The organism is Blastococcus sp. OS1-29 (assembly GCF_057628075.1).
This window is the reverse complement of record NZ_JBXXJK010000002.1, coordinates 276292-295933: the sequence shown is the minus strand read 5'-3', so window position 1 is coordinate 295933 and position 19642 is coordinate 276292. Positions and strand designations below refer to the sequence as shown.

Annotated in this window: 16 protein-coding genes; 9 read left to right on the top strand and 7 right to left on the bottom strand. The window is 71.4% G+C overall.

Annotation, left to right across the window (positions count from 1 at the left end):
- Positions 1-297: 297 nt before the first annotated feature.
- The 6 genes from AC2H4J_RS06120 to AC2H4J_RS06095 all read left to right on the top strand — a co-directional run bounded on the left by AC2H4J_RS06120 (position 298) and on the right by AC2H4J_RS06095 (position 5828).
- Positions 298-1590, top strand: coding sequence for an ABC transporter substrate-binding protein (locus AC2H4J_RS06120; RefSeq protein WP_487463959.1), 1293 nt, complete (start codon positions 298-300; stop codon positions 1588-1590).
- Between the two features lie 100 nt (positions 1591-1690).
- The gene (locus AC2H4J_RS06115; protein WP_487463958.1) at positions 1691-2635 is read left to right on the top strand and encodes a carbohydrate ABC transporter permease; all 945 of its coding nucleotides are present in this window, start codon (positions 1691-1693) and stop codon (positions 2633-2635) included.
- Positions 2636-2651: 16 nt separating this feature from the next.
- Positions 2652-3494: a carbohydrate ABC transporter permease gene (locus AC2H4J_RS06110; protein WP_487463957.1), complete on the top strand. Its 843-nt coding sequence runs from the start codon at positions 2652-2654 to the stop codon at positions 3492-3494.
- 5 nt (positions 3495-3499) lie between these two features.
- Complete coding sequence (locus AC2H4J_RS06105; RefSeq protein WP_487463956.1) at positions 3500-3898, top strand: C-glycoside deglycosidase beta subunit domain-containing protein; 399 nt, start codon at positions 3500-3502, stop codon at positions 3896-3898.
- A gap of 11 nt (positions 3899-3909) precedes the next feature.
- The gene (locus AC2H4J_RS06100) at positions 3910-4965 is read left to right on the top strand and encodes a sugar phosphate isomerase/epimerase family protein (RefSeq protein WP_487463955.1); all 1056 of its coding nucleotides are present in this window, start codon (positions 3910-3912) and stop codon (positions 4963-4965) included.
- Positions 4962-5828 carry a nucleoside hydrolase gene (locus AC2H4J_RS06095; RefSeq protein WP_487463954.1) on the top strand — a complete coding sequence of 289 codons (867 nt, stop codon included), beginning with the start codon at positions 4962-4964 and terminating at the stop codon, positions 5826-5828. Before AC2H4J_RS06100 ends, AC2H4J_RS06095 begins: the two co-directional genes overlap by 4 nt.
- 7 nt (positions 5829-5835) lie before the next feature.
- Here the strand turns inward: AC2H4J_RS06095 and AC2H4J_RS06090 are convergent, their stop codons facing one another.
- Positions 5836-6480 carry a TetR/AcrR family transcriptional regulator gene (locus tag AC2H4J_RS06090; protein ID WP_487463953.1) on the bottom strand — a complete coding sequence of 215 codons (645 nt, stop codon included), beginning with the start codon at positions 6478-6480 and terminating at the stop codon, positions 5836-5838.
- A 107-nt stretch (positions 6481-6587) separates the two neighbouring features.
- Here AC2H4J_RS06090 and AC2H4J_RS06085 point away from each other — a divergent pair, with 107 nt between their 5' ends.
- Together AC2H4J_RS06085 and AC2H4J_RS06080 are read left to right on the top strand one after the other, a co-directional pair.
- Positions 6588-7793, top strand: coding sequence for an FAD-dependent oxidoreductase (locus AC2H4J_RS06085; RefSeq protein ID WP_487463952.1), 1206 nt, complete (start codon positions 6588-6590; stop codon positions 7791-7793).
- Between the two features lie 10 nt (positions 7794-7803).
- Positions 7804-10008 carry a cytochrome P450/oxidoreductase gene (locus AC2H4J_RS06080; protein WP_487463951.1) on the top strand — a complete coding sequence of 735 codons (2205 nt, stop codon included), beginning with the start codon at positions 7804-7806 and terminating at the stop codon, positions 10006-10008.
- 25 nt (positions 10009-10033) lie between these two features.
- Here AC2H4J_RS06080 and AC2H4J_RS06075 read toward each other — a convergent pair whose 3' ends face one another.
- The 4 genes from AC2H4J_RS06075 to AC2H4J_RS06060 form a co-directional block, all read right to left on the bottom strand.
- The gene (locus AC2H4J_RS06075; RefSeq protein WP_487463950.1) at positions 10034-13159 is read right to left on the bottom strand and encodes a glycosyl hydrolase; all 3126 of its coding nucleotides are present in this window, start codon (positions 13157-13159) and stop codon (positions 10034-10036) included.
- A gap of 31 nt (positions 13160-13190) precedes the next feature.
- Positions 13191-14726 (bottom strand): MFS transporter, encoded by a 1536-nt coding sequence (locus AC2H4J_RS06070; protein ID WP_487463949.1) that lies wholly within the window; start codon positions 14724-14726, stop codon positions 13191-13193.
- 182 nt (positions 14727-14908) lie between these two features.
- Positions 14909-15691: a nuclear transport factor 2 family protein gene (locus AC2H4J_RS06065; protein ID WP_487463948.1), complete on the bottom strand. Its 783-nt coding sequence runs from the start codon at positions 15689-15691 to the stop codon at positions 14909-14911.
- Positions 15688-16581, bottom strand: coding sequence for a ThuA domain-containing protein (locus AC2H4J_RS06060; protein WP_487463947.1), 894 nt, complete (start codon positions 16579-16581; stop codon positions 15688-15690). Before AC2H4J_RS06060 ends, AC2H4J_RS06065 begins: the two co-directional genes overlap by 4 nt.
- A 41-nt stretch (positions 16582-16622) precedes the next feature.
- Here AC2H4J_RS06060 and AC2H4J_RS06055 point away from each other — a divergent pair, with 41 nt between their 5' ends.
- Positions 16623-17954, top strand: coding sequence for an ROK family protein (locus AC2H4J_RS06055; protein WP_487463946.1), 1332 nt, complete (start codon positions 16623-16625; stop codon positions 17952-17954).
- Here AC2H4J_RS06055 and AC2H4J_RS06050 read toward each other — a convergent pair.
- The gene (locus AC2H4J_RS06050) at positions 17951-18862 is read right to left on the bottom strand and encodes a ThuA domain-containing protein (protein ID WP_487463945.1); all 912 of its coding nucleotides are present in this window, start codon (positions 18860-18862) and stop codon (positions 17951-17953) included. The genes AC2H4J_RS06055 and AC2H4J_RS06050 overlap by 4 nt on opposite strands.
- The gene (locus AC2H4J_RS06045) at positions 18859-19635 is read right to left on the bottom strand and encodes a TIM barrel protein (RefSeq protein WP_487463944.1); all 777 of its coding nucleotides are present in this window, start codon (positions 19633-19635) and stop codon (positions 18859-18861) included. Before AC2H4J_RS06045 ends, AC2H4J_RS06050 begins: the two co-directional genes overlap by 4 nt.
- Positions 19636-19642: the final 7 nt, after the last annotated feature.

The following is a 19642-nucleotide window of genomic DNA, read 5'->3' as shown; positions in this document are numbered from 1 at the left end:
AGCACCCGAAGTGCAGGGCGGTGGAATCCTGAAGTGGTGCGTCCTCCGACCCGCCGCCGCCGAAACGGACGTACCGGTCCGTAATAGCGGTAGCTGCTGCGCGCCGATGCGGTCAGGCCCTCCCCGATCGTAACCGCAGGTCAAATGGCCGTCGCCAGAGATAACCACGGTCTATGTCGACCATCAGCAGACTTATGTTTGCAACCGACTGAAGCTCTGTGACACTGCCCACGTCGCACTAGTCGACCGGTGGGCTCCCCCGCCGGGCACGACCTCCGAGCTCCCGAAAGGCTCACCATGACCTACACGATCACCCGGCGCCGCACCGCCGCCGTGGCCCTGCCGATGGTCGCGGGCCTGCTGCTCGCCGCCTGCGGGTCCGGGGACTCCGGCAGCAGCGGCGGTGGCAAGGAACCGCAGTCGATCACGTTCTCCTACGGCCCGGCGAACCCCAACGACAACGCCTACGAGGTGCTGGCCAAGGACTACGAGGCCGCGCACCCCGGCGTGACCATCAAGGTCAACAAGATCAACGCCGAGACCTACGGCCAGACGCTGCAGACCCAGATGGCGGCCGGCAACGGGCCCGACGTCATGCAGGTCAACTCCGGCGGTGGTCAACCCGGCACGGTCGGCACGCTGGCCAAGCCCGGACTGCTCCTGAAGCTGACGGACTCCAGCTTCACGAAGAACATCCCGGAGGCCGAGCGCGTCGGCTACGACTACCAGGGCAAGCTCTACGGCGTGCCGAGCTCGACGGCGATCATGTCCGTGATCTACAACGAGGACCTCGCCAAGCAGAACAACGTGAACATCACCGCGACGACCACGACCGACGACGTGGTGTCGCAGTGCGGCTCGGTGCCGGACGGCAGCTCGATCTTCGCCCTCGCCGGCGGCGTTCCCGCGAACACCGGCATCATGACGGTCGAGATCGCGTCCTCCACCGTCTACGGCCCGGATCCCGACTGGGACAAGAAGCGGACCGACGGCAAGACGACGTTCGCGAAGACCGAGGGCTGGAAGCAGGCGCTGCAGGCCGTCGTCGACATGAACAAGGCCGGCTGCTTCCAGGACGGCGCCGCCGGTGCCGGCTTCGCCGACCTGACCAACGCCTCGAGCTCCGGCAAGGCCTTCGGCTTCTTCGCCCCGAGCGGCGCGGCCAAGTCCATCATGGACGCCGCAGGCGGCCACGTGACCCTGGTGGCGATGGGCGCGCCCTCGCCGGCCGACAAGAACTACCTCACGATCAGCTCCGACATCGGGCTGGCCGGCAACGCGAAGACCAAGAGCCCCAAGCTCGTGGAGGACTTCATCAAGTTCTCCGTGTCGCCCGAGGAGGCCAAGAAGTTCGCCGACGCCCAGGGCACGATCCCGATCGGCAGTGACATCAACGCCGCCGACCTGCTGCCGCAGTACAAGCCGGTCGCCGACCAGCTGTCGAAGAAGGACTACCGCACCTTCGCCGTCGACAGCTGGACCAACCCGCAGGTCTACCAGGCCCTCGGCTCGGGGGTCACCGGCCTGCTGACCGGCCAGAAGACCGTCGACGACGTCCTGAAGGACATGGACGCCGCCTGGGGCAAGTGATCGATCGATGGTGGGTGGGGCGGGCAGTCCGCCCCACCCACCATCGGCCCTCCGCGGGCCACACTCACCGCACGACCGCACCGATACCAGGGGGCAGGCAGTGACCGCCATCCAGAGCCCGGCGCCACCGGCCAACGACGGCGCGGTCGCCGCCCCGGGCCGCCGCGAGGCCAGGCAGAAGAACACCTACAAGCTGGGCTTCGGCCGCTGGTGGTGGGCACTGCCGGGCGTCGTCCTCATGCTGGCGCTGATCTACTTCACCACCGCGAGCGGCGCGTTCTACGCGTTCACCGACTGGACCGGCATCGGCGACTTCAACTTCGTCGGCCTCGACAACTTCGCGAAGATCTTCCGGACGTCGGAGTTGACCGGGGCACTGATCAACACGCTGATCCTGGCCTTCGGCTTCCTGATCTTCACCAACGTCTTCGGGCTGCTGTTCGCGCTCGCGCTCAACCGCACGCTCAAGAGCCGGTTCGTGCTGCGCACCCTGCTGTTCATGCCGGTGGTCATCGCGCCGATCGCGGTCTCCTACGTGTGGAAGTTCATCTTCGCCTTCAACGGCCCGCTCAACCAGACGCTCGCCGCGATCGGGCTCAAGAGCTGGCAGCACGACTGGCTCGGCGACCCGCACTGGGCGCTGTGGTGCGTGCTCGTGGTGATGGTGTGGCAGAGCGTCGGTTTCACGATGGTCATCTACCTGGCCGGGCTGGCCACCGTCCCGGTGGAGCTCGAGGAGGCCGCGGTCCTGGACGGGGCCGGGACCTTCACCCGCTTCCGTCGGATCATCGTGCCGATGATCCAGCCGTCGATCGCCATCGCGACGACGCTCATGCTCATCCAGGGACTGCGGGTCTTCGACCAGGTGCTGGCGCTGACGGCCGGCGGCCCCGCGGGCTCGACCCAGACACTGGGGACCGAGGTCTACCAGCACAGCTTCGTGTTCAACAACTTCGGCTTCGGCGCGTCCCTCGCCCTGGTGCTCTCGGTGCTGATCCTCGTCTTCACCGTCATCCAGCAGTACGCCACCCGCGACCGCTTGTAACAGATCGGACGAGACCGTGTTCCGCTACTCCAAGAAGACGCTGGTCCTGGAGATCCTGACGATCCTCGGCGCGATCGTGATGCTGATGCCGTTCTACTTCCTGATCACCACCTCGCTGAAGACCGGCCCCGAGGTGCTCTCGGGCTCCGCCCTGGCGCTGCCGACCAGCCCGACGTTCGCCAACTTCGTCACCCTGCTGTCGCCGTCCTCCGATGCGTCGTCGGCGATCTTCCACGGCCTGCTCTACAGCCTGATCATCACCGGCGGCACCATCGTCGGGCTGATCGTCCTCGGCTCACCGGCCGCCTACGTCCTGACCCGCTCGACCAGCCGGTGGAGCAGCCGCACCTATTACCTGTTCCTCATCGCGATCCTGCTGCCCACTCAGCTGGGCATCGTGCCGCTGTACGTCGAGGCGCGGAATCTGGGCCTCACCGGTAGCCCGTGGGGCATGATCGTCATCTACACCGGCGTGCTCATGCCGCTGTCGGTGTTTCTCTACGGCGGTTTCTTCCGCCGGCTGCCCCGCGACTACGAGGAGGCGGCCACCGTCGACGGGGCGTCCCGCGGCAAGGTCTTCGTCCGCATCGTCTTCCCGCTCATGGGCCCGGCGACCGGAACGGTCGCGATCCTCGCCGGCCTCATCGTGTGGAACGACTTCTTCACCGCCCTGATCTTCCTCAACGGCTCGGACTACGCCACGTTGCCGGTGGTCATGTACAACTACGTCGGCGGCCTGGTCTCCCAGTGGAACCTCATCTTCGCCGTCGTCATCATCTCGATGGTGCCCATCCTGGCCTTCTACTTCTTCGCGCAGAAGCGGTTCATCCAGGGCTACGGCGGCGGGTTGAAGGGCTGATCACGATGGCCACCGGAGACACCGTCCTGACCGACGACAGCCTGCTGGTCCGCCCCGAGGGGCTGGGCATCGCGCTGACCGTGCCCTGGTACCGCAGCCTGTGGCTGTCGAGCGTCACCTCGATCGCGGTCGCGGTCGAGGGGCGGCCCGTGCCCACCGAGGACCTCCGGGTCGAGCTGGCCGGCCGGACCTTCACGGTGGCGGAGCTGCCCGAGCAGTGGGACACCCTCTGGTTCATCCAGGACCGCCTCGTCGTGGTCGTTCCACTCGACCAGCCGGTCGTCGCCGGCGCGGAGGTCGACGTCGAGGTCACCGTCGACCTGCGGCTGCCGTACATGCAGATCGCACCGATGACCTACGTGACCAACCACGCCGCCAACCGCCGCACGCTCGCGGTCCGCTGAGGGGACGACCGATGACAGCCACCGTCCCCTCCCCCACCGCCGCGCCCGCTGTCCCCGGCAGCGACATCACACTCGGCCTGACTCTCTACTCGCTCACCAGCGAGTGGGCGGCGGGGCGCTACGACCTGGCCGGCCTGCTCGACGCGGTGGACACCGCGGGCATCGGGCCGGGCATCGAGATCGTCGCCTCGCAGACCATCCGCACCTACCCGCACGTCACCGACGAGTTCGTGCGCGAGTGGCGGGCCGCGTTCGACCGGCACGGCTTCGTGCCGAGCTCGTTCGGCGCGAACCTCGACATGGGCCGCCGCCGCGAGCGCGACATGACGCCCGACGAGGAGTACGAGTTCACCGTCGCGCAGTTCCGCAGCGCGCGGGCGCTCGGCTTCCCGCTGGTGCGGATCCAGAGCGCCCAGCCGGAGCTGATCCGGCGACTCATGCCCGTCGCCGAGGAGCTCGACCTCACGCTCGGCTGGGAGATCCACGCACCGATCGGGCCGAACTCGCCCAAGGTCATGGCCATCCGCGAGCTCTACGACGAGATCGGCTCGCCGCGGCTCGGGTTCGTCGCCGACTTCAGCTCCACGATGCACGCCATGGCGCCGACGACGCTGCGCAAGCTGACGGCGATGGGTGGCCTGACGCCGGACGACCTCGACCGGCTGCAGCAGATCTGGGCGACCGACGCCGACATCAACGCCCAGCACGGCGAGTTCGTCGACTACCTCCGCTCGCGGGGCATCGCCCCGGAGAGCCTCGGCTCGTTCGCCCGGCTGGCCTTCAACATGCACGGCAAGGTCGACCCGCGGGAGTGGGCCGACATCATGCCGCAGATCGTGCACGTGCACGCAAAGTTCTACGACATCGACTCCTCCGGCAACGAGCCGGCGATCGACTACCCGGAGCTGGTGCGGGTGTTCGTCGAGGGCGGGTACTCCGGCTTCTTCTCCAGCGAGTGGGAGGGGCACGCGTTCGCCGACCTCGGCGAGGCCGACCCGATCGACCTGGTGCGCAAGCAGCACGACCTGATCCGCCGGTCGATCACGGCCGCCCTCGCCGGCCGGTGAGGCCGCGCCTGGAGCTGTGCGCACTGTGCCGGGTCGTCGTCGACAACGACTTCTCGGGTGACCCGGACGGCCTGCTCGCCCTGGCCCACCACCTGCTCGCCCCGTCGAACCGGGTCGTACTCGTCACCAGCTCGTTCCTGAACCCGTCGATGTCGGGGCCGCACGCCACCGCCGCCGACGGCGCCGCGCTCGCGGCGGAGCTCGTGGACGTCGTGGGCGGCCCGACGCCTTCGGTCGTCGCTGGGAGCGAGCGGGCGTTCGATCCGGACGCCGGGGCACCGTCGGCGGCCGCGGACGCGATCGTCGCCGAGGCGCGGCGCGACGACCCGTTGCCGCTGTTCGTCGTCTGCGGCGGCCCGCTGACCAACGTGGCCGAGGCGCTGCGGTCGGCGCCGGACATCGCGCAGCGGTTCACGCTCGTGTGGATCGGGGGCTCGACCCGCGACGGGGTCTTCGAGTACAACCGGGACACCGACCCGTCCGCCGCCGCGTTCGTGCTCGGTCTGCCCGAGCTCGGCGTGCACCAGTTCCGGCTCGAGACCTACCGGCGCTGCGCGTACTCGATCGCCGAGCTGGAATCCGACGTCGGGGACGCCGGCCGCCTCGGTCAGTGGCTCTGGGAGCACTTCACCAGCCCGCCGGACTGGATCGTGCTCGGTGGTGTGTGGCCGCAGGGTGACAGCCCGCCGCTGCTCGTCACGGCGCTCACCGACGAGTCCAGCAGGTTCACCGAGACGCCGGCCGAGCCGGGGCAGGGCCTGCGGCGCATCTACACCGACGTCGACTTCCGGCTGCTCATGGGCGACCTGCTGGCCCGCCTGCGCCTGCACGAGCGCGATCGCGATCGCGATCGCCGGACGTAGCTCCCGGTCAGCGAACCGGCGGACCGAGCAGGTAGCGCACCGCCATGTCGCCCAGGTCCGCGACGAAGGCGGCGTCGTCGACCGGGTCGGGTGTCGCGAAGCCCGGACCGTAGGCGACCCGGATGGTCGACGTCGCCGAGACCATCCCGAAGCACGAGCGCACCGCCGCCTCCGGGTCCGCGTGCGAGATCGCCCCGCGAGCCCTCAGCACGACACGGGCGAAGCGTTCACCCAGCTCCTGGCTGTAGCCGGACCCGCGGCGGCGGACCTCGGCGTGTGCCGCGGAGATGAGGACGACGGCGCCGAGGAAGCGCTGATGACGCAGGGAGATGCCGACCATCTCCGCCACCGCGGCCCGTACCAGGTCGGCCGGCGTCAGTCCGGCCCAGCGAGAGTCATTCGCGAAGACCGCCTGCTCGGCCGTGAGCCGGCTGATCCCGTGCTCGTAGATCGCGAGGAAGAGCGCGTCCTTGCTCGTCGTCCGCGCGTAGATGGTCGGGGGCGCGACCTGGGCCCGCTGGCACACCGCGGCGATGGTCAGGGCGTCGTAACCGCTGTCCTCCAGGATCGCCACACCCGCGTCGAGCACACGGGTCCACGATTCACGACTGCGCTGCTGCTTCGGCGGGCGCACCTCGAGTTCGGCATCCACCGCTGCAGTCTCGCCGACGGTCATTGACAGGACCAGAACGGCCGCTACAGTTTCACCCTAATTGTAGTGCGCGCTAAGTTTTGCGCCCGATCCTCCCGAGGTGCCCGATGGTCCCGTCCTCCTCGTCTCGCCGCGGCCGGGTGGCCGTGCTCGGCGCCGGTCCGGCGGGCATGGCCGCCGCACTGGGCGTGCTCCGGGCCGGGCACGACGTCGTCGTCTACGAGCGCTACCGGGAGGCGCGCCCCGCCGGCAACATCCTCAACCTGTGGCCGCCGCCGCTGAAGGCGCTGCGCGCACTGGGCGTCGACACCGCCGACCTGGGGGCTCCGACCGACACCGAGTTCCGCAATCTCCGCGGCGACGTCCGCGTGCACGTCAGGCAGGACCCGGGGGTGACGAAGGAGTACGGGGGCGGCTTCATCGGCCTGCTGCGGCCCGAGCTCTATGAGCGGATGCTCGCCGCGATCCCGCCGGGGGTGCTGAGGTTCGATCAGCAGGTCGATCGCATCGACCAGGACGACCGGGCAGTCACGCTGCACTTCGCCGACGGCACCACCGCCGAGCACGACCTGCTCGTCGGCGCCGACGGCATCGACTCCCTGGTCCGGCGATCGCTGTGGGGCGACAGCCCCAAGCGCGAGCACCGGCTGCACATCTTCGGCGGCTTCACGTTCGCCCACGTGCCGGGGACCGAGCCGAACAAGTCGGTCCTCACCCACAGCCGCACCACGCAGGGCAGCTGGACCTCCATCCGCAACAAGGGCCGGGACGGCCACCAGTGGTGGGTCCTCACCGCCACCGATCCCGACGCTCCTGCCCCCGCTGACCCCAAGGGCGCCGCCGCCGAACTGGCCGAGGGCTTCCCGGCGCCGCTCCCGGGCCTGATCGCCGCCACCGAACCGCGGAACGTCCAGCGCTGGGTGCTGCGCGACCGGCCACCCCTCCCGCAGTGGTCCAAGGGGCGCGCCACCCTGGTGGGCGACGCCGCACATCCGACCTCGCCGTACGCGGCCTACGGGGCGGGGATGTCGATCGAGGACGGCTACTTCCTCGGCCGGGCCCTGCGTGGCATCGACCTCCGCGATCCGGACGCGCTCTCCCGGGCGCTGCAGACCTACGAGGACCCCCGCAAACCCCACACTGCGTTGCAGGTCAAGCAGGCCTGGATGCTCGGCAAGGTGTTCCACCACGCACCGGCGCCGCTGCGCCCGCTCCGCGACTTGCTCTTCGACCACACGCCGTTCCTGCAGAAGGTCGCCGGAGACTCCAATCCTCGCGAGATCAACAAGCAGCTCGCACTGATCGAGGACTGAGGCGGAACCGGTGCCTACGCCGACACCCGAGGGCACGTGCCCCTTCTCCGTTCCCCGGTCGCTGCACCGGGATCTCGCTGCCCTGCGCGCCGCCGCCGGTCTCCCGTACGCCGAGGTGCTGGAGGCCCGGGTGGTCAGCCGCTACGACGACCTCGTCCGCGCGCTGCACGACCCGGAGACGTTCTCCACGACGGCCACCGTTCCCGACATGCCACCGCCGTTCCGGGAGATGTTCGCCGGACGGGTGCCCTCCCGTGGCACGCTCCTCGGCCTGGACAACCCCGACCACGACCGGCTGCGCGCCGCCGTGAACACCTTCTTCATGCCCCGTCGGCTCGCGCGCTACGAGGCGTGGATCCGCGAACAGGCCCACCTGCTCGTCGACGGCTTCGTCGCGGACGGGTCGACGGACCTGAAGACGTCGTTCGCGCTGCCACTGCCGCTCCGGGTGATCGCCCACGTCGTCGGCCTGGAAGTCGAGCGCGCCGACTGGATCGGTGCGGCCCTCGGGTTCTTCCTGGGCCCGGCGGACATCCACCACTCCGGCACGCCGGAGGAGAAGGCGCGGCGCCTGCTCGACCTGCACGACTACGTGCTGGAGGTGATGGCCGAGCGCAAGGACGACCCGCGCGACGACCTGATCAGCCATGTCTGGGCGATGCGGAACTCGGGCGCGGTGCAGATGACCGACTTCGAGATGCTCTCGCTGTTCCCCGGACTGATGCTCGCCGGGCACGAGACCTCCTCGAACCTGATATGCACGGGCCTGTCGCACCTGCTGGCCGACCCCGACCGCTACACCGCCGCCCAGCGCGACGACACCAGTCGCGCGGCCGCACTCGAGGAGCTGTTCCGCTTCGAATCGGCCATCACCGGCATGAAGCGCCTGGTCACGCGGGACACGGAGCTCGGCGGAGTTCCGTTGAAGGCCGGCGAGCACGTCTTCCTCGCCTACGCGGCCGGTTCGCGCGACGCCGGCCGGTTCTCCTCGCCGGATGTGCTCGACTTCGACCGGTCGTGGGCGGTTCCCCATCTCGGCTTCGGGCAGGGCGTGCACGCCTGCCTCGGCGCGCCGCTGGCCCGGCTGCTCCTGCGCGTCGAGCTCGACGTCCTGGACGAGCGACTGCCCGACCTGCGCCTGGCCGTGCCGTACGAGGACCTCGAGTACCTGCCCGTCTCCGCCGGTCGCGGGATGGTTGCCCTCCCCCTGGCATGGACACCGGCACCGGTGACCGCGCGGCCGGCGGTCCGGAGCGTCGTGGCCGCACCGGTCGAGGCCGTGCCGGTCACGGTGGCCGGGCGTCGCCTGCTCACCGCGGACGTCGTGGAGCTGACGCTGACCGTCGACGAGCCGGGCCGGTTGCCCGACTGGGAGCCGGGCGCGCACATCGACCTCGAGCTCCCGGACGGCGCACTGCGCCAGTACTCGCTGTGCGGCCGGCCGGGGACCGCGGAGCTGCGCATCGCCGTCCTCCGTGAGGCGACCGGTCGCGGCGGCTCCGTCGCCGTCCACGACGACGTGCGGGTCGGTGACCGGCTGCGCATCCGGGGCCCCCGCAACCACTTCCGCCTGCGTCCCGCGACGTCACTGCTCTTCGTCGCCGGTGGCATCGGCATCACCCCGCTGCTGCCCATGATCGAGGAGGCGCAGCACCGCGGGACCGACTGGCGCCTGGTGTACCTCGCCCGGTCTCGCGAGCGGATGGCCTACCTGGACGAGCTGGTCGAGCTGCACGGCGACCGGATCGAGGTGTGGGCCAGCCAGGAACGCGGCCGGTACGACCTGACCGGCCTCTGGGCGCGACTGCCGCGCGAGGACGGCTACCTTTTCGCCTGCGGCCCGGACGAGTTGCTGACCGGGCTTGAGGACTCCGCGCGGTCCGCGGATCGCGAAGCGCACCTCGTGGTGGAACGCTTCGCCGCCCGCCCCGCGACGTTCGAGCCGAACCGGCCGTTCGAGGTGACGCTCGCCCGCAGCGGCACGACAGTGACCGTGGCGGAGGACGACACCGTGCTGGACGCCGTGAACCGGGACGGGGCCGCCGTGCTCTCCACCTGCCGCGAGGGCACCTGCGGTACGTGCGAGGTGCGCGTCCTCGACGGGGTGCCCGAGCACCGCGACTCCGTGCTGGGGCTCGAGGAGCGGCTGGCCAACGAGACGATGATGACCTGCGTCTCCCGCTGCCGCGGGCGACGCCTGGTCCTCGACCTCTGACCCCGCAATCGGGCCGGTCGCGAGGCTATGCGATGCGCAGGACGACCGGGCCGCTCAGCCCGCTCGGCTGGACGGCGGCATCAGCCGAGTAGACCGACGCGACGGGGGCGAAGATCTCGCCGGTCGGCGCCGCCGCCTCGGCGATCAGCCGGTTCATCCAGGCATTGGCGACGTCGACCTCGACGGTGTTGGTGCCCGGCCGCAGCGCGGTGGTGACGTCCACTTCCCAGGGAGCGGTCCAGACGATCCCACAGTCGACCCCGTTGACCCGGACCCGCGCGAGGTCGCCGACGTCTCCGAAGCTGAGCGCCGCCGTCCGCGAGCCGCCTTCCGGGAGCTCCACCTCGGTCGCGTACGTGCCGACGCCCGCGAAACCGGCAGGCCCCGTCCCGAGTTCGGTCCACGGCCGCGGGCCCTCAGGCAGGTCCCTCTCCGGGACGCCGGGCAGGGACAGCCGCCACGGGCCGTCGAGGGTGAGCTCCTCCCCCACCGGCCGATCCTCGTCGGTCGGGCCGCCGGGCAGCACGAACACCGATCCGAGGGCCGGGAGGTCGATCCGGCCGTCCCGGACTGCGGTCCGACGGAGGGACACCGGGTCCCACGCCACGAGGCCGGCCGACCCCACCGTCACGGTCACCGCCTCGGGCGACGGGTTGGCCAGGAAGGTCACCTCACCGTCGCCGATCCGGCGGCCGATCCGCAGCACCCCGGTGTCGTCGACGGCCAGCCCCGGACGCAGTCCGAGCTGGTCGAGCGCCGCTCGGAGGTCGTCGGTGTCGAGAACGCCGCCGCTCCACAGCCGGTCGCACAGAAGGGCGTGCTCGGCGTCGTCGTCGGCCAACGACGGCGAGCCGACCGGACGGCGGCCGACCACCGTGGCGCCGTCGTCCACGAGCTCTGCCAGCCGACGCAGCGCCCGCACCGTCATCCGCGAGCTGCTGCCGCCCAGATAGAGCAGGCCGTAGCGCGTCTCCCCCGCCGCCAGGCCGCCGTCGGCCACGCGGACCCGCTGCTCGAGGGCGTCGAGATCGACGTAGTCGAAGTCGAACCCAGACGGGACGCTGCGGTCGGGCGCCGCGCCGAACAGGCTGGTGACCGGCGCCTCCTCGCCGATGAACACGGCGACGTCCACGGCGGGAACGCCCTGGTTGAGCAGCCACGAGCAGCGGGCGAGGTAGTCGATCCACGGCCCAGCCAGCTCGGCCCACGGCTCGGTGCGGATGAACGCCTGCCCGAGGAACGGGGCTAGGCCGATACCGGGCGGCGGCACCTGGGTGGGCTGGTGCGGCGAGGTGTGGATGCAGAACCGGGTGACGCCGAGCGCCAGCTCCAGGTCGGCGATGTGCTTGAGCCGCCGCGGCGTGTAGCTCCACGGCCGGTGGAATGCGGTCATCGACTCGGCGCCGGTGAACGCCTTGCCGTGGACGTGCGCGACGGACGACGCGCCCTTCAGGTCGGCCAGGTAGGTGGGCTCGGGGCGGCCCGTGCCGGCGTCGAACAGCCACATGGCGCCCATCGGGACGTCGGCGTGGCTGCGCATCGCCAGGTCGTTGCCCAGCTGCGGACGGCGGTCCTCGAGCGCCTCCGCGTAGTACACCAGGCCGCGCCGGTGCGCCTCGGCCTCGAGCGTGCCGTAGTACTCGCTCGCCACGAGGTCGGCGATCGTCTGCCGGAAGTCCCAGAGGAACCGGTCGGTGCGCGCCGCGTCGCCGACGACGAGCCCGGCCAGTGCGGGCAGCCACGGCGTGGGGTCGTAGCCCCGCAGCTCGGTGAACCGCTCGAGCAGCCGGTCGGTGTGGTTCTGCGCGCCCGACTCGATGCTGTCGCTCAGCAGGGCGTCCAGCGTCACGCCCTCGAAGTGGCCGAGGTAGGTGCCGAGGTAGCCGCGCACCGTGGCTGCGTCGAGCTTGTCGACCTCCAGGCCGGTCGCCTCGGGCGAGGCCGGGCCGTTCGTCTGCCCGGTCAGCGAGGCGCCCAGCCGGAGGATCTGCCACGCTCCGGCCGGCGCCTCCCAGCGCAGGACGCCGTCCTCGACGAACCGCGTGACATCGGTGACGCGCTCGGGGTCGATGCCGGGCGTCGGGACGGTGTCCAGGGCGTAATAGTCGGGCGCGGCCGCGAAGCCGGCCTTGAGCTCGGCCTGGTGCACGCGGCCGCCCGGGAACAGGGCGAACTCCGAGACCAGGAACTCCGAGACGCGCCGCAGGATCGGCGGCAGCCGCACGCCCTCGGCGAGGCGGGGCAGACCCTCCTCGGCGCCCGCGCCGGAGAGCACCAGCCGGAAGCGTCGGGCGGTCACCGGCGGGAACGCGATCGTGCGCACCGGCACCGCCTTGTCGGCGTTGCCGGGCGCGTCCAGCGCCGCCACCGAGCGGTAGGTGACGCCGTCGTCGCTCGTCTCCAGCACCGCCGACGGCGGCGGCGCGGCCGCGAAGCCGGTCGGACCCGGCAGGCCGACGGTGACCGCCCCGACCTCCACCGGCTCGTCGAAGACCTGCTCGAGCCATGCGGTGGACGGGCCGTCCGGATCGCGCGGCAGCGAGACCGCCTCGGCGAAGCTCCCGTCGAGCAGCGCACCCCAGTCCTCGACGGCCTTGGATCCCTGCACCGAGGCGGGCACGAGCGCGGGAGCCACCTGGTCCGCCGGCACGGCCACCATCACCCAGTCCTGGACCCATCGGCGGCCGTCGGGGTCAGCGCCCCAGCGGGGGCAGTCCTGGTACGGGCCGGCGACGTCGGGCAGCGGAGCCAGCGGTTGCTCCACCCGGCCGCCCCCGTCGACGGGCGTCGCCGACCAGACCACCTTCTTCATGGCGTCCGCGGGCTCGACCCACGGGCCGCCGGCGGCGCTCCAGCCCGCGGAGGTCGCGACGGCGAACTCCAGGCCGAGCTCACGGGCCGTCGTGGCCGCCACCCGGACGGCGTCCCGCCACTCCGGGGACCCGTGGGCCACCTTGCGCGGAACCACGAGCGGTGTGCCCATGCCGCCGTCGAACATCTGGACACCGCGGACGCCGACCCGGTGCAGCCACTCCAGGTCCAGCCGGATGCCGTCGGGGTCGACGTTGCCGTCCATCCAGTGCCACCAGGCGCGGGGCCGGGCCTCGTCCGGCGGCGTGCAGAAACCGGCCCACAGCGTCTCGTGATCCATCGTGGGACCGATCCTCCTGACCGGGACGTGGTCAGGGCAACGAGTCGGGCACGTACGAAACCTGATGCGCGTCATCGGCCTCGGTGATGAGGTGCTCGCCGAGCTGCCGGTCCGGCAGGAACAGCGCGACGACGACGCTCGCCGCGAAGAGCACCGCCAGGCCGGCGAACAGCGGTGACATCGCCGCGAGGTACGCCGCGCCGTACGTGTGCCGGAGTGCCGCCGGCAGCTGCCGCAGCTGCTCCGGCGACTGCCGGGCCAGGTCGCCCAGCGGGCCGAGTCCGTGCAGCAGCCGGGCCGAGAGCAGTCCACCCAGCGCGGCCGCTCCGAGAGTGACTCCCAGTTCGCGGACGAGCGCCACGGTGGACGTCGCCGTCCCCACCAGCCGGGCCGGCACGGCGTCCTGCACCGCGACGTTGGTGACCTGGCCGAAGGCGCCCACCCCCAGCCCGACCAGGCCCGCGCAGGGGCCGACGAGGACGGGCGGGGTCGACGTCCGGACGAGCGCGAGGCCGGCCAGCCCGGCAGCCGCGATGGCACACCCGGCAATGGGAAAGCGCCGGTACCGGCCGGTGCGCGCCGTCCGCCGTCCCGACCAGATGCTCGCCGACAGGATGCCGAGCACGAGCGGGAGGATGACCGTGCCCGCCACGGTCGCCGGCAGACCGTAGGCGGCCTGCATGAGCCCGGGCAGGTAGCCCACCATCCCGAACACGGCGACGCCGACGACGAAGCCGAGCGCGCTGCAGATGACGACGGTCCGTCCGCGGAACATCGACAGCGGGACGATCGGGTCGGGGTGCCGCAGGGAGCGCCGCACGAACAGCGCGAAGACCACCACGGCGAGAGCCGCGGTGACGAGCACGACGGACGACGTCCAGGCGAAGGTCGTCCCTCCCCAGGCCGCCACCAGCACCGTCGCCGTGACCCAGACCGCCAGGAGCGCGGCGCCCACGGCGTCCAGGCGCTCCCCGTTCCGCTGCGGCCTGATGCGCGGAACGGACAGGAAGGCCATCAGCAGTGCCACACCACCGATCGGCGCGTTCACCCAGAAGATCCACCGCCAGCCGACCGTGTCGGTGAGGCCGCCCCCGAGCAGTGGCGACACCACGCTGGCGATGGCGAACACCGAGGCGATAGGTGCCAGGAACTTCGGGCGCTCGCGGGCGGGGACGGCGTCGGCGACCACGGCCTGGCCGAGGACCACGAGCCCGCCACCGGCGACCCCTTGCGCGAGCCGCAGGGCGACCAGCTGCCCGAGGTCGGCCGCGAAGCCGCAGAGGACGGAGGCCAGCACGAACGCTGCGATCGACCAGAGGTACAGCGACCGGCGTCCGCGCAGGTCCCCCAGCCGCCCGAACACGGGCATCGCGATGGTCATGGACAGCGTGTAGGCGGCGAACACCCAGCCGATCTGCCGCTCGCCGCCGATATCGGCCACGATCGAGGGAAGGGCGGTCGCGACGATGGTCGCGTCCATCGCCGACAGCAGCGTGATCACCACGAGCGACACGAACAGCAGGCGGAGGGAGACGGCGCGCGGCGGCGCCGTCGAGAGCGAGGTCATCAGCGGCGAAGTCGCCTTCTCGATCCTGGGGAGGGATCACCGACGCGGCCTCGTGCGCGGTACCCGGCGTCTCACCGGACCGACGGGCGAACCCCTGGAAGAGGCGCCCCTACGTCGTCGTCAGTCTAATCAGCACGGAGGCATTACGTGCGCTTCCGACGTAATGCCTCCGTACCGGCGCGTCAGGCGAAGGTGTCCTCGTAACGGTCGTAGGGCCGCGGGGGCTCCGGGAACAGCTGCTGTGCGGTGTCGACGGCGTACGGCTGGTGCGGCGTGACCCCGGGCGCATCCACGGGCGGCAGGAAGACCGGCTTCCCGTCCTCGCCGAAGTAGGCCAGCGTCTTCTCGTAGGAGGCCCGCTCGTGGGCGGCGAAGGAGATCCAGTCCTCGTCGAACGGCGCCCGCGCGATCTCGAAGCAGCGGAACGTGAGGATCCGCCACTCCCCTTCCTGCTTGACCATGTCCAGGCCGTACTTGCACCAGATCCAGTGCGCCCAGACCTTGCGCCCGTCGACCTCGCGCGGGGCGAAGAAGAACGGTGGGATGTTCTCGGCCTCGGCCGGGTCGGTGATGCCCGACTCGATGCCGGCCATGAGCCACAGGCCCTTGGCGGTGGTGCCGTCGGCGGAGACCTCGATCACCGGGGTCGTCGTGTAGTGCAGGATCAGCTTGCCGACCGGATGGGGCCGGCCCCGGTGGTATTCCATGACGGCGTCCCAGTCGGTGTAGACGCCCGTGTCGTTGTACTGGGCGCGCACCCCCTCGGTGCCCTTGGCCACCCAGAGCTCGTCGATGATCCGCTCGTCCTCGAAGGCGTTGTGGTAGTGCATGTAGCGGGAGAACACGTTCTCCACGTCCCCGCGGTCCTGCGCGCGGGTGGCCGCAAGCTCGGCTGCGCCCAGGCGCTCCTCCAGCGCCGCGACCCGCTGCGCGAGTGCCTCGGTGCCCGTCTCTGTCGTCGTCACTGTGCGGCTCCCTGCTTCCTCTGCTCGTACATGTCTCGGACCATCGGTTCCAAGGTCGTGGGCCACCAGTCACCGCCGGGCACCGGCTCGCCGACGCCCTCGGGCAGATCGCGGGTGACCTTGCCAGTGGCCGCCCACTCGGCGCCGCGGGCGAACAGCGCGCGGAAGGACGGGTGCGAGACCGCCTCCGGGCCGTGCCCGATGCCCGTCGCGAACACGCGGCCCTCGCCGTAGCGGTTCGTCCACACGAGGGGGTGCTCGTCGCCCATCCCCGGCAGTGCGTTCCACTCCTCGGGCACCTGCGTGTACCGCAGTGGGTTGTCCCAGCCCGTCACCAGCACCTCGACGTCGGCGCCGGGCGCCCACTCCAGATTCACGTACAGGTCGTCGTCGTAGTGCGGCATGAACTCGGGCATGCCCGCCGTGATCGGGTGGTCGGGCGCGACGACGTGCAGCCGGAAGTCCGGGATGGGCGCACGGCGGCTGCAGTGCTGCCGCATGACCCCGCCGGCCATCCGCTCGAAGTCGTCCTCCCAGCCCTCACCCATCTGCAGGGACGCGTGGTAGACGACGACACCCTTGCCGCGGGCGACATGGTCGTAGAGGGCCTGCTCGGCGCGGGCGCCCCAGCGCTGCTCCGGCGCGCGGCCCCACGGCTCGAACCGGCCGAAGTAGTTGAGGACGACGAGGTCGTAGGGCTCGAGCGTCTCCGGACCGGCGCCACGGAACTCCTCGGCGATGCGGACGTCGAACAGCCCCGTGTCCCGCAGCAGAGACGCCAGCATCGGCGACATGGTGCGCCAGTCGTGGTGGATGTCGGTGTGACCGGTGACGATCAGGACCCGCAGCCTGTCGTCCCCGGCGAGCTGCCGCTGTCCGATACCGGGCACGAGGACCCCCTTCGGGAGGATGTGGGTGGCGCCGACCGCCGGTGGCCATCATTATGTATAAAATCTGCATAAGTCAATGCACCGACGACCGGGAGGAGGCCGCGTTGCAGCCGCCGCCGTCCGCACGGGACGTCCTCGTCCTGGCGCAGATCGTCGACCTGGTGCGCTCCGGGGCCGGCGCCACGCGACCCGAGCTCGAGGCCGTGACCGGGCTGGGGCGCACCATCGTCAACGACCGGGTGCGGGAGGGCATCGAGCTCGGGGTCCTTGCGGAGCTCGAGGCGGCTCCATCGGGCCAGCGGCGTGGCCGGCCGTCGCGCAGCATCCGCTTCCGGACGGAGGCCGGCGTGATCCTGGCCGCCTCGCTCGGCGAGGTGTCGCTGCACGCGGCGGTGACCGACCTCGACGGCCGCGACCTGGTGCGGGAGTTCCGCTCCATCGACGTGCAGGACGGGCCGGAGAAGGTCCTGCGCGCGGTGCACGAGTCGTTCCGGCGGCTGCTGCGCGGGCTCGGGACCCCGGCCCCCGTGTGGGCGGTCTCCGTGGGCCTGCCGGCGCCGACCGATCATGCGACCGGCCGCGTCGTCACCCCGCGGACCATCCCGGGCTGGGCCGGTTTCGACGCGCGCTCCTGGTTCTCCGCCCGCTACGACGCGCCCGTCTGGATGGACAAGGAGACCAACCTGCGGGCCCTCGGTGAGTGGGAGCGCGGGGAACCGCAGGAGCGACGGGACCTGCTCTACGTCAAGGTGGCCACCGGCATCGGCAGCGGTCTGGTCACCGGCGGCCGGCTGCACCGCGGCGACTCCGGCGCCGCCGGCGACATCGGTCACGTGCGCGTCACCGACGACCCCGCCGCCGTCTGCCGGTGCGGGAAGACAGGGTGCCTGGAGGCGGTCGCCGGCGGCTGGGCCCTCGTACGCACGCTGACCGAACGAGCACGTGCCGGCGAGAGCCCGGTGCTGGCCGAGCGGCTCGCCGAAGCCGGCGACCTCACGGGTGAGGACATCGGCCGCGCCGTCGCGGCCGGCGACGAGGCGGCCCGCTCGGCCGTCACCCGTGCCGCCCGGGTGACCGGCACCGCGATCGCCGGCGTGGTCAACTTCCTGAACCCCGGCACGCTGGTGCTCGGCGGCGGGGTCCTGCGCACCGGCGACCTGTTCTTCGAGGAGTTCCGGCAGGCCGTCCTGGACGGCGGGATCGAGCTCGCGACCCAGGACCTCACCATCCGGCCGGCATCACTGGCCGACGCCGAGGGGACGACGGGCGCGGCGCTGCTGGCCGCCGAGAACCTGCTGCGGCCGGCGGCCCTGCAGCTGTGGTTGGCCGACGGCACCCCCGTCCCGGCGGCCGCCCGCCTCCAGACCGCCTAGTGACCAGCCGCCTCGGTGGCTGACGGCGAACGGTCGAACCGGGACGGATCGCCGGCGTAGTACGGCCACACCCGCCACCGGGCGTCGCCGGTCCGTTCCGGCGGGTCCAGGGTCACGTGTCCGGTGGCCGCCCACTCGACACCGCGGACGAGCAGCGTCATGAACGGCACCTTGCGGAAGGTGTCCCAGTCGTGCCCGAGGGTGACGCAGCACGACCGGCCGGCGCCCCACTCGTTGATCCAGGCCAGGGGCTGGTCGGTGTTCATGCCGGAGAGCTCCTCCAGCCCGCCGGGCGGCACGACCACGGGGGTGTGCGCGTTCGGCCAGCGGGCCCGGCGGTAGCTGTCCACGTCGTCGCAGACGGTCAGCAGTACCTGCGCCGACGGGTCCATCCGCGCACCGGTCAGGACGTCGTCGTTGACCACCGTCCACTCCGGCTCGAGGCCCTCGGTGATCGGGTGGCGCGGGTCCGTCGTCCGCACCACGACCTCGCCCTGCGGCCGGGGTCGGAGTCCCGTCTCCCGGCTGAGCGAGGCGCCGCGCATCCGGTCGAACTCAGCGGGCCAACCCCAGTCCGGCTCCTGCACCGACGAGCCGTGGAACCAGACGATGCCCCTCCCCCGGTCGCGCACGAAGCGGAGCAGCGCCTGCTCGGTCGTCGTCCCGAACCGCTCGGCGGCCGAGTGGTAGTCGTCGCGCCCCTCGTACATGACCAGGACGACGTCGAACCGGTTGAGCAGCTCGTCACCGATGCCGCGGAACTCCTCCAGCACGCGGACGCGGAAGCGACCCGTGGACTCCAGGAGCGCCGTCAGCATCGACGTGTGGTGCCGGAAGCTGCGGAACTCGTTGTCGTGCTCGACGGTGACCCTGCCGGTGGCGATCAGGACATCGAGCTTCCCCGTCATGCCTCCGCGGCGACCGACCGGATGTACTCGGTCGACGCCGCCGACTCGAGCGCCGGGAAGTACTCCAGGCCGATCGGGCCGTCGTAGCCGGACGCGCGGACCACGGCCAGCTGCGCGGGCCAGTCGACGTCGCCACTGCCCGGCTCGTGCCGGCCCGGCGCGTCGGCGAGCTGCACGTACTTCACGAGGCCCGCGGCGTTCGCCAGCTCCGTCGCCGGGTCCTCGCCCTGGACGATCGAGTGGTACAGGTCGTAGAGGATGCCGAACCGCTCGGAGTTCATGGCCCGGGCGATGTCCACGGCGTCCTCGGTGCGGTCGGTGAGCGCACCGGGGTGGTCCACGCGCGAGTTGACCGGCTCGAGGATGAAGTCGACGTCCGCGTCGCGGTTCCGCTCGAGCGCCTCGCCGTACATCTCGACGAGGAACTGGTGGTTCTTCTGCCGGCTCATCCCCGGGAAGCCCATGCCGGAGGCGAGGACGATCCGCGGGCAGCCGAGCAGACGGGCGTGCTCGACGGCGAGGTCGAGGCCCTGGTGGAACGGGGCGAGATCGGTGCCCGGGTACGTGTAGGTCATCCGGGGGCCCGAGAGCAGCGAGGTCACCTGCACGCCGGTGTCGGCGAGCGCCTTGGCGAGCGAGTCGAGGTCCTTGTCCGTGGTGAACCACATCTCGACGGCGTCGAAGCCGGCCGCGGCGGCGGCGCGGACCCGGTCACCGGCGTCGGGACCGGCCTCGGTGAAGAGCAGTTCGATGTTGGCGGAGAGCTGGTACATGTCAGGA